This is a genomic window from Clostridium sp. MSJ-8 (genome assembly GCF_018918325.1).
GTDB lineage: Bacteria > Bacillota > Clostridia > Clostridiales > Clostridiaceae > Clostridium.
Genome location: NZ_JAHLQH010000050.1, coordinates 1 through 11,439, shown reverse-complemented (window position 1 = coordinate 11,439; position 11,439 = coordinate 1). Strand labels below are relative to the sequence as shown.

Here is an 11,439-nt window from a genome sequence, read left to right as displayed (position 1 = left end):
AGAAAATGAGAGGAGACATTATGGATTATAATAATGTAGAATTTTGTGATAATAAGGTTATTATAGAAGGAGTTAAGAATTTTGACATAAAACAAATATTAGAATGTGGTCAGTGTTTTAGATGGAAGAAAATATCTGATGTTAATTATATAATAGTTGCTTATAGGAAAGTATTAGAAGTTATGCAGGAAGGAGATACAGTAACCTTATATAACACTAATGAACAAGAATTTAAATCTATTTGGTGTGACTATTTTGATCTGAATACAGATTATGATGTTATTAAGGAAGAATTAATAAAAGATCCTATTCTTAGGGATAGTATAGAGTATGGATATGGAATAAGAAACTTAAACCAAGAGCGATTTGAGATATTATTAAGTTTTATCATATCTGCTAGAAATAATATACCATCTATTAAGAGAACTATAGAGAAGATAGCTTCAGGGTGGGGAGATAAAATAATATACAAAGGAGAAACCTATTATGCATTTCCTACTCCATTGCAAATGAAGGATGTTACTGAAGATGAACTTAGAGAAACAGGAGCTTCGTTTAGAAGTAAATATCTTGTTGATACCATAACAAGGGTTAATTTATATCCTGATAAATTAGATTATATAGCATCATTACCTGATGATGAGTGTCATATAGCACTTCAAGAATTTAAGGGAGTAGGAGCAAAAGTATCAGATTGTATTATGTTTTTCTCTATGAAGAAGACATCAGCATTTCCGGTAGATGTTTGGGTTAAGAGGGCAATGATACATTTCTATGGTGCTGAGGATGGTTCACTTAATAAGATAAGAATATTTGCAAGAGATAAGTTTGGAAAATATGCAGGATATGCTCAACAATATTTGTTCTATAATGCAAGGGAAAATAAAATAAATATATAACAATATTATGTATTTGTAATTAGGTTAAAAGTTATAATATTTCGTTAAATTCGTTAAAATTATATATTATTATAAAAAAGTATGTTATAATATTAACAAAGTTACTGATAATTATTTTTAAGTAGGAAGTATGGATAATTTGGGAGGTAAATAATGTTTAAATTTGATAATCCACTTGACGAATTAAAACATGAAGTGTTAAAAGAGGTTGCCATATTAGCAAGAGAAGATAATGTTACTAAAGAATCTATAGACAAGATCCCTTATAAAGTTGTACCTGGGGATGTTGCTAAGTATAGATGTTGTGTATATAAAGAAAGAGCAATAGTTCAAGAAAGAGCTAAGCTTGCAGCTGGTTTTTTAGCCAATGGACAAGAAGATGAAAATTTAGAAAGCATAGAAGAAGACGAACAAATAATATATGTGATAGATGCAGCTTGTGATAGTTGTCCTATTAATAGATTTGCAGTTACTGATTCGTGTAGAAATTGTGTAGCTCATAGATGTAGAGAAGCTTGTAACTTTGGAGCTATAAGTTATGTAAGTGGTAGAGCATATATTAATCAAGAGATATGTAAAGAATGTGGTATGTGTAAGAAGGCTTGTCCTTATGATGCAATTTCTGAAGTAATGAGACCTTGTAAAAAAGTATGTCCAACAAGCGCTTTACAGATTAATCAAGAAAATAAGAGATCAATGATTGATGAAGCAAAATGTGTAAATTGTGGTGCATGTATGGATGCATGTCCATTTGGAGCAATATCTGATAGAAGTTTAATAGTTCCAGTTGCAAGAGCGTTAGCAGCTAAGGAGAATATATATGCAATTGTTGCTCCAGCTATAGCAGGGCAATTCCCTCCAACAGTTCCTTACGGGAAAGTTAAACAAGCTATAATAGATTTAGGATTTGTAGATATGATAGAAGCAGCTTGTGGAGCAGATGCAGTTACAGTCCATGAAAGCAAAGAATTTGTAGAAAGAATGGAGAGAGGGGACAAGTATATGACTAATTCATGTTGTCCAGGTTTTCATTCGTATATAGAAAAGATATTCCCAGATCAAGTAGAGAGAATATCAGGTACTGTATCACCTATGGTTGCTACAGGTAGATATATCAAGAAAAAAGATCCAAGTGCAAAAGTAGTATTTATAGGACCATGTACTGCCAAGAAATCAGAGGCTGTTAAGAAGAATTTAAAAGACGCTGTTGATTATGTTTTAACATTTGAAGAATTAGGTGCTTTATTTGAAGCTTTTGAGATTAATCCAGCAGAATGTGAAGAAGTTGAAGTTAATGATGCATCTATATTTGGTAGAGGATTTGGAGCTTCAGGTGGATTAACAGCAGCTATTCAAAATTATATTTCAGAAAGTGGAGTAGAAGTAGAATTTAAACCTGTAAAAGTTTCTGGAGGAGCGGAAATAAAGAGAACAATGACAATGGCCAAGGTAGGCAAACTACAAGGAAACTTTATAGAAGGTATGATGTGTGAAGGTGGATGTATAAATGGTTCGGCAAAGATTATGCCATCATTAAAAGCTAAAGGAACATTCACTAGAAATAATGCTAAGGGTACAATTAAGAGTGTGTTATCAAATGAAGCATTAAATGATTATGAAGGTGTTAATCTAGAAAAATAGGATTAATATTAAATAAAGGGTTAAATACACAAGGTGGTATTTGATCCTTTTTTTATTTTTTAGAAAATTATATTTTGTTTGTAGTTGTGAATAGTATCTTAGATATAGTGTTTAAATAATGTTAGAGTATAATACCTAAAGAATAAAAAAGGCAAAATAGTGCCATGACATAATTTCGAAAAAATAAGCTTTGTAACCTATCATAAGAGCTAAAAAAAATATTATTAGAAATAAAAAGGTGAATAAATAAGGAAAATAAAGAAAATCAAAGAAAATTAAACCTAATCTACGATAAACTCAAAATTTGATGGTATAATAAAAAAAGCAATATTTGAATAAAGTAGAGTTAAAGGATATTATAATAATTGTATTAGCACTCTACTTGAGTGAGTGCTAACAATTAGGGATAAGAATAAATTTAACATATAGAATGTAAAATTGAAGGAGGAAACTAGATATGAATATTAAACCATTAGGCGAAAGAGTTGTAATTAAGAAATTAGAAGCAGAAGAAACTACTAAAAGTGGTATATTATTAACAGGTGCAGCTAAAGAAAGACCTCAAGAAGCTGAAGTAGTTGCAGTAGGACCTGGAGCTCTTGTAGATGGAAAAAGAGTAGAAATGGACGTTAAGGTTGGAGATAAAGTATTATATTCTAAATATGCTGGAACAGAAGTAAAATATGGCGGCGAAGAATACATGATATTAAAACAAGAAGATATATTAGCAATAGTTGAATAATTAGGAGGTATGTTAATATGGCTAAAATGTTAAAATTCGGAGAAGACGTTAGAAGATCAATGCAAGTAGGTGTTGATAAATTAGCAGATACAGTAAAGGTTACACTAGGACCTAAAGGAAGAAATGTAGTTTTAGATAAAAAGTTTGGTGCACCACTTATAACTAATGATGGTGTATCAATAGCTAGAGAAATAGAATTAGAAGATCCATATGAAAACATGGGTGCACAATTAGTAAAAGAAGTTGCTACAAAGACTAATGACGTTGCAGGAGATGGTACAACAACTGCTACACTATTAGCTCAAGCAATAATAAGAGAAGGATTAAAGAATGTAACAGCTGGAGCTAATCCAATGCTTATAAGAAACGGAATTAATCTAGCAGTAGAAAAAGCAGTAGAAGAAATCAAGAAAATATCTAAACCAGTAGAAGGAAAAGAAGACATTGCAAGAGTAGCTGCAATATCAGCAGCAGATCCTACAATAGGTAAGCTTATAGCAGATGCCATGGAGAAGGTTGGTAATGAAGGAGTTATTACTATAGAAGAATCTAAATCAATGGGAACTGAATTAGATGTAGTTGAAGGTATGCAATTCGATAGAGGATATGTTTCACCTTATATGTCAACAGATACAGAAAAAATGGTTGCTAACCTAGATAATCCATATATATTAATAACAGATAAGAAGATATCTAACATTCAAGAAATATTACCTATATTAGAGCAAATAGTTCAAGCAGGTAGAAAACTTTTAATCATAGCAGAAGATATAGAAGGCGAAGCTATGGCAACATTAGTTGTTAATAAGTTAAGAGGAACATTTACTTGTGTAGCTGTAAAAGCTCCAGGTTTCGGTGATAGAAGAAAAGAAATGTTACAAGATATAGCTATATTAACAGGTGGTCAAGTAATTTCAGAAGAATTAGGAAGAGACTTAAAAGAAGTTACATTAGATATGCTAGGACAATCAGAAAGTGTAAAGGTAACAAAGGAACATACTGTTATAGTTAATGGTAAAGGTAATTCAGATAGCATAAAGGCAAGAGTTAACCAAATAAGAATGCAAGTAGAAGAAACTTCTTCAGAATTTGATAAAGAAAAATTACAAGAAAGATTAGCTAAGCTTGCAGGTGGAGTTGCAGTAGTAAAAGTAGGTGCAGCTACAGAAACTGAATTGAAAGAAAGAAAATTAAGAATAGAAGATGCTCTAGCAGCTACAAAGGCAGCAGTTGAAGAAGGTATAGTTCCAGGTGGTGGAACAGCTTATGTTAATGTTATAAATGAAGTTGCTAAGTTAACTTCAGATGTACCAGATACACAAGTTGGTATAAATATAATAGTAAGAGCTCTAGAAGAACCAGTAAGACAAATAGCTACAAATGCTGGAGTTGAAGGTTCAGTAATTATAGATAAGGTAAGAAATAGTGAAGTTGGAGTAGGATATGATGCTTTAAATGGTGAATATAAGAATATGATTAAAGCAGGTATAGTTGACCCAACAAAGGTTACTAGATCAGCTCTTCAAAATGCATCATCAGTAGCAGCTACATTCTTGACAACTGAAGCAGCAGTTGCAGATATTCCAGCACCAGAACCACAAATGCCAGCAGCACCAGGTGGAATGGAAGGAATGTATTAATAGATAAACCACACACATTTAAAATATATTAAAACAGAAACTACCTATAAACATAGTGTTTATAGGTAGTTTTTTTTCGCTAGATGTATAAAAAACATATATTGTGCTAATAATTAAAGAAGTGAAGAACAAGGGAATGAAAGGAGGATTGAGATGAAGAAAAAGAGAAAAGGATTTACATTAACAGAACTAATAATAGTTATGGCTATTATAGTTGTTTTATCTGCTACACTTGCACCTAATATATTAGGATATATGAACGAAGCGAAGAAGACTGCTGCAGTAGAAGAAGCTAGACAGATTGTAACAGCAGTAGATTCGTATAACGCTACTAATTCATCTGATAAACAGATAGATGAAGATGCAGAATTTTCATCGTTTAAGTCTAAGATAGGATCTGTAGGATATTTAGAAGTGGATGATATAACTTATGTAGGTGATAGTTTAACTTATGAGAATTTATATAATATTGTAAGAGGGAAACAAGAATTCTCTATAGAGGAGAATTCTATAACGTTAGTGAAATCACAAGAATAAACTAACTAGTTGAGAATTATTGAGAGTAGAGGAATTAATTAAATTAGCCTTTATTCTCAAGAAAAAAATAATAAAAAATGAAATTAAAATTGCATTTCTATTGACTTTGAAATTTTCATACATTATAATTAATTTAATTTATAAAAATCTTATTTATACGTGAGTTCAATAAAATAAGACATACGTAGTCTTTGCATATTAATATCATTTAAGTAATTTAATGTGCTTTTTTTATACTCAAAAATGCAGCGAAAAATGAATTTTTACTTGCATATTTTACAATTGATGAATTAATTATTTCAAAAGGAGATGCATATAATGGGAAAAATAATTAAACAAGCTTATACTTTCGATGACGTGTTATTAATGCCAAATAAATCAGAGGTATTACCAAGAGAGGTATCACTACAAACTAATCTTACAAAGACTATCAAGTTAAATATACCATTAATAAGTGCTGGTATGGATACAGTTACTGAATCAAAGATGGCTATAGCTATGGCAAGAGAAGGTGGTATAGGTATTATACATAAAAACATGACTATAGAAGAGCAAGCAAGAGAAGTTGATAGAGTAAAGAGACAAGAAAATGGGGTAATATCAGATCCTATATATTTATCACCAGAACAAACTCTACAAGATGCTGAAGATTTAATGGCTCAATATAGAATCTCAGGAGTTCCTATAACAGTAGAAGGTAAGTTAGTTGGAATCTTAACAAATAGAGATACTACTTTTGAAACAGATTATTCAAAGAAAATAAAAGATGTAATGACTAAGGACAACTTAGTAACAGCTGCACCTAATACTACATTAGATGAAGCAAAAGAATTATTAAGAAAGCATAAAATAGAAAAATTACCTTTAGTAGATTCAGAAGGATACTTAAAAGGATTAATAACTATAAAGGATATCGAAAAAACTAAAGCATATCCAAATGCAGCAAAAGATGCAAAAGGAAGATTATTATGTGGAGCAGCTGTAGGAGTTACAGCTAATATGATGGAAAGAGTTAAGGCTCTAGTAGATGTTAATGTTGATGTTATAACATTAGATACTGCACATGGACATTCAAAGGGAGTTTTAGATGCAGTTAAGCAAATAAAACAAGCTTATCCAGACTTACAAATAATCGCAGGTAACGTAGCAACAGCAGAAGCTACAGAAGACTTAATAAAGGCTGGAGCTGATTGCGTTAAGGTAGGTATAGGACCTGGATCTATATGTACAACAAGAGTTGTTGCTGGTGTAGGTGTACCTCAATTAACAGCAGTTATGGATTGTGCAGAAGTAGGTAGAAAATATGGAGTACCAGTAATAGCAGATGGTGGTATAAAATACTCAGGAGACATAGTAAAAGCATTAGCAGCAGGAGCAGAAGTTGCAATGATGGGTTCATTACTTGCAGGTTGTGAAGAAGCTCCAGGAGAAATAGAAATATACCAAGGAAGAAGTTATAAGGTATATAGAGGAATGGGTTCTCTAGCAGCTATGGCTTGTGGATCAAAGGATAGATATTTCCAAGAAGGAAATAAGAAGTTAGTTCCAGAAGGAGTAGAAGGAAGAACTGCTTATAAAGGTTATGTAGCAGATACAATATTCCAATTAGTTGGTGGTATAAGATCTGGTATGGGATACTTAGGATCAAAAGATATTAATACATTATATGAAACAGCAAGATTTGTTGTTCAAACAGCTGCTGGATTAAGAGAAAGTCATCCACACGATATTAATATAACTAAAGAAGCTCCAAACTACAGTGTAAATCAATAATTTTAACTTAATTATTTATCTTATGGCGAGTATGTGATATTCTTATATATGGTATGTGAGTGTTAGAACATACAGATGCCATAAGTATTATAAGCTTAAGTCTGAGAAGAGGTTTATAACTCTGCTAGAATTGAGACTTAAGCTTAAAAAATAATTTTTTTGCGGAGGAAGTTTAATGAAAAAAGAACTAGTGCTAGTTGTTGACTTCGGTGGACAATATAATCAATTAATAGCAAGAAGAGTTAGAGAATGTGGAGTGTATTGTGAGATAGTACCTTACACATATTCATTAGATCAAATAAAAGAAAGAAATCCAAAGGGAATCATATTTACAGGTGGACCTAACAGTGTATATGCAGCAGATTCACCAGTATGTTCTAAGGAAATATTCAATATAGGAGTACCTATATTAGGCATATGCTATGGTTCTCAATTAATGGCTCATTTATTAGATGGATCAGTTAAAACTGCTCCAGTTAGTGAGTATGGTAAGACAGAAGTTAATGTTGATACAACATCTAAGATATTCCAAGGAGTATCAGATAAGACAATATGTTGGATGAGTCATACTGATTATATAGAGAAGGCTCCAGAAGGATTCAAGATAATTGGTAATACACCAGTATGTCCAGTAGCTGCAATGGAATGTGAAGATAAGAACTTATATGCAGTTCAATTCCACCCAGAAGTTATGCATACACAAGAAGGAACTAAGATGATATCTAACTTCGTATTTAATGTATGTAAATGTGCAGGAGATTGGAAGATGGATTCTTTTGTTGAGAATACAATAAAAGAAATCAGAGAAAAAGTTGGTAATGGTAAAGTATTATGTGCTCTATCAGGTGGAGTTGATTCATCAGTAGCAGCAGTATTATTATCAAAAGCTGTAGGTAAACAACTTACATGTGTATTCGTTGATCACGGCTTACTTCGTAAGAATGAAGGAGATGAAGTAGAAGCAGTATTTGGTCCAGATGGTCCATATGATTTAAACTTCATCAGAGTTAATGCTCAAGATAGATTCTATGAGAAGTTAAAGGGAGTAGAAGATCCTGAAACTAAGAGAAAGATAATCGGAGAAGAATTCATAAGAGTATTCGAAGAAGAAGCTAAAAAGATTGGCGCTGTAGACTTCTTAGTTCAAGGTACAATATATCCAGACGTTATAGAAAGTGGTCTAGGAAAATCTGCAGTAATAAAATCACATCATAATGTAGGAGGTCTTCCTGATTATGTTGATTTTAAAGAAATAGTAGAACCATTAAGACTATTATTTAAAGACGAAGTTCGTAAAGCAGGCTTAGAATTAGGAATTCCTGAATATTTAGTATTCAGACAACCATTCCCAGGTCCTGGTCTAGGAATTAGAATAATAGGAGAAGTTACTGCTGAAAAGGTAAGAATAGTTCAAGATGCAGATGCTATATATCGTGAAGAAATAGCTAATGCTGGTATAGATAAAGAAATAGGTCAATATTTCGCTGCATTAACTAATATGAGATCTGTAGGAGTTATGGGTGATGAGAGAACTTATGACTATGCTATAGCCCTTAGAGCAGTAAAAACAAGTGACTTTATGACTGCTGAGTCAGCAGATCTTCCATGGGAAGTATTAGGTAAAGTTACAAGTAGAATAGTAAATGAAGTTAAAGGTGTAAATAGAGTATTCTATGATTGCACTGGAAAACCACCAGCTACTATTGAGTTTGAATAACGGACTAAAATGCCGAAAGCCTGTATTTATGCGGGTTTCCGGCATTTGTTTTATCAAATGGCTCTGGTTTGGCTCTATTTGTGAGAGCAATAATGGCAAGAAAATAGATGAAATCTAATAAGGAGCATTATATGACGAAAGTGAATTTTTATGATAGTATTAATGATTCAATGCTGAAGTTTGCAGTTATTATTGCCAGACATAATGGTAAATGGGTATTTTGCAAGCACAAGGAAAGAAATACATGGGAGGCACCGGGGGGGCATAGAGAAGATGGTGAGGATATTCTTGAAACAGCCAAACGAGAACTATATGAAGAAACAGGAGCAATAACTTTTGATATTACTCCAATTTGTATATATTCTGTGACTGCACCAGATAATTTCGATGGAATGGAGACTTTTGGAAAATTATTCTTCTCAGATATACATACATTTGAAAAAGAGCTTCACAGTGAAATTGAAAAAATAGCAATTATGGATGAACTACCGATTAATTGGACTTACCCAGAAATTCAACCCAAACTGCTAGAAGAAGCAAGAAAAAGAGGATTTTGCCCCAAAAAGGACGAAATAAAATGGCTATTTTTTGATGTTGGATCGACATTGGTTGATGAAAGCAAAGTTTATGAAGACAGGATGAAAAGGATAGCGGATTTATCAGGTTTAACTTACGAGCAAATTTATAAATATGCCATGGCGTTTTATAAAGAAAACAAAAAAGGAGATTTAGAGGTAGCAAGGCAATTGGGGGTGAAATTACCTAAATGGGAATCGCAATACGAGAGGCTGTATACAGATACTAAAGATTGTTTGAAAAAGTTAAGTAGAATTTATAAAATTGGTGTAATTGCAAACCAATCATTAGGAACTTCTGAGAGATTAGAAAATCTTGGAGTACGAAAATATCTTGATTTGATTATCGCATCAGCAGAAGAAGGCGTTTCAAAACCAGATAGGCGCATATTTGAAATTGCATTGGAAAGAAGTAGTTGTAAGCCAGAGAATGCAGTCATGATTGGTGACCGTATTGATAATGATATTGTACCCGCAAAACAGTTGGGTATGAAAACTATATGGGTAAAACAGGGATTTGGAAGTTTATGGAATATAACGGATGAGAGTGAAAAAGCTGATATGGAAATTAATAACTTATCTGATGTATTAAAATATTTATAGAGGATGAGTCTATAAAATAAGATTCAAATTACAATTGTTCTTGCAGTGCACGTGATATAGATATATATGTTAGGATACTATCTAAGAAAAGTACCCATGACAGGGCGTTAAGCGTCCGGGGGACGCTTGTTTAGCGCCGACCGGAGCGTAGAGGTAGCCTCCCGAGTTTTATGATACCGGGCAACCGGAATACATAGGAAGGGGTGCTAGGTGCCAGTGGCACCTGTTTGGCACCGACCGAAACGGAGTGTAGACGTGGTGCCGATGACGGCTTATGAGATCATTTTGATTTTCATTGGGATATTAGCATTGCTGATGTCCTTTGGTAGCTTGATTGTAGCGTTGCTTGCCTTTCTCGATAAGAGAAACAAGCGAAAATAAAAATGCCTATCCTGTCTGCCAACAGGATAGGCGGTGTCCTTAAGGACATTCATTAACCTAAACTCGGAGCATCCACCTTTGAAGTGGGTGCTTTCTGTTTAATTAGATATTATCATCTTATGTTTGATAATTCAGGAGGTTTTACTAATTTGGATAATTTTTTACAGTAAGGCGGTCAGTGCCTTTTTTGACAACCATATTGTCATCAAGCAGGTGTTGCTTGATTTCTTCGATATTTTCATTGATATGCTGCAAACTGTCAGCATACTCTTCTTCTGAATATTCATCTTTAGCATTTAGCATATTTTCACGAATTTCCAAAGCTTTCATATAGGTACAGAGTTTTTTATTGATGAGTTTGTTCTTAAAGGACAGCTTAACAGTAGCAGGTTTGAAATTGCCCTCATCGTCCTTATCTGCCTCAAATTTCATATCAATCTGGTCATCCAGTTTAAACAGTAATGATAATACATCAGAAACTGTTTCTATATCAAAATCCATGAAAATGTTAATGCTGATGCCTAGCGCATTGGAAATCTTTAAAAGCTGCACAGATTCTTGGAGTATCAAGAGGATATGCTTGTTGAACATTAAATAATTTGATGTTCAACACTTGCTGAGATGAAGAAGATTTGCAATGGCTCTGTTGCTCATTCCATCAATGTGCGCAAGGATAATTCGTTGTTTTATGACCAAATCGATCACTCCTTTCCAACCTCCTTTATCTGTTGTTAGATAAAGGATATCATAATGGTCTTGGAGTGACCTAATTTTCAATGAGCCATGTGACCTAAATTTAGATTAGCATAAACCAGTAATAAAGAGTAAATAATTTTCGAGTTAATAATCTCCATAAATGTAATAAATTATGGTATAATTATATTAGGAAAAACCTTAATTTTACTATGTTTATGGAGATTTTATTATGATA

The 11,439-nt window shown here is 32.8% G+C and carries 9 protein-coding genes; 8 read left to right on the top strand and 1 reads right to left on the bottom strand.

The window, feature by feature from the left end; translation table 11 throughout:
• Nucleotides 1-20: 20 nt before the first annotated feature.
• The 8 genes from KQI77_RS11805 to KQI77_RS11770 all read left to right on the top strand — a co-directional run bounded on the left by KQI77_RS11805 (nt 21) and on the right by KQI77_RS11770 (nt 10,127).
• Nucleotides 21-899 (top strand): DNA-3-methyladenine glycosylase, encoded by an 879-nt coding sequence (locus tag KQI77_RS11805; protein ID WP_216390639.1) that lies wholly within the window; start codon nt 21-23, stop codon nt 897-899.
• Nucleotides 900-1,052: 153 nt separating this feature from the next.
• Complete coding sequence (locus tag KQI77_RS11800) at nt 1,053-2,540, top strand: 4Fe-4S dicluster domain-containing protein (RefSeq protein WP_216390638.1); 1,488 nt, start codon at nt 1,053-1,055, stop codon at nt 2,538-2,540.
• Between the two features lie 457 nt (nt 2,541-2,997).
• Nucleotides 2,998-3,282, top strand: coding sequence for a co-chaperone GroES (groES, locus tag KQI77_RS11795; protein WP_216390637.1), 285 nt, complete (start codon nt 2,998-3,000; stop codon nt 3,280-3,282).
• 17 nt (nt 3,283-3,299) lie between these two features.
• On the top strand, nt 3,300-4,922 hold the full coding sequence (gene groL, locus KQI77_RS11790) for a chaperonin GroEL (protein WP_216390636.1): 1,623 nt from the start codon (nt 3,300-3,302) through the stop codon (nt 4,920-4,922).
• A 153-nt stretch (nt 4,923-5,075) separates the two neighbouring features.
• Nucleotides 5,076-5,459, top strand: coding sequence for a type II secretion system protein (locus KQI77_RS11785; RefSeq protein ID WP_216390635.1), 384 nt, complete (start codon nt 5,076-5,078; stop codon nt 5,457-5,459).
• A gap of 318 nt (nt 5,460-5,777) precedes the next feature.
• Entirely contained in the window at nt 5,778-7,232 is a 1,455-nt protein-coding gene (gene guaB, locus KQI77_RS11780; protein ID WP_216390634.1) for an IMP dehydrogenase, read from the top strand.
• Between the two features lie 175 nt (nt 7,233-7,407).
• Nucleotides 7,408-8,949, top strand: a complete 1,542-nt coding sequence (gene guaA / locus KQI77_RS11775; RefSeq protein WP_216390633.1) for a glutamine-hydrolyzing GMP synthase — start codon at nt 7,408-7,410, stop codon at nt 8,947-8,949.
• 131 nt (nt 8,950-9,080) lie between these two features.
• Nucleotides 9,081-10,127, top strand: coding sequence for an HAD-IA family hydrolase (locus KQI77_RS11770; protein ID WP_216390632.1), 1,047 nt, complete (start codon nt 9,081-9,083; stop codon nt 10,125-10,127).
• Between the two features lie 525 nt (nt 10,128-10,652).
• Here KQI77_RS11770 and KQI77_RS11765 read toward each other — a convergent pair.
• On the bottom strand, nt 10,653-11,009 hold the full coding sequence (locus KQI77_RS11765; RefSeq protein ID WP_253289452.1) for a hypothetical protein: 357 nt from the start codon (nt 11,007-11,009) through the stop codon (nt 10,653-10,655).
• Nucleotides 11,010-11,439 lie beyond the last annotated feature (430 nt).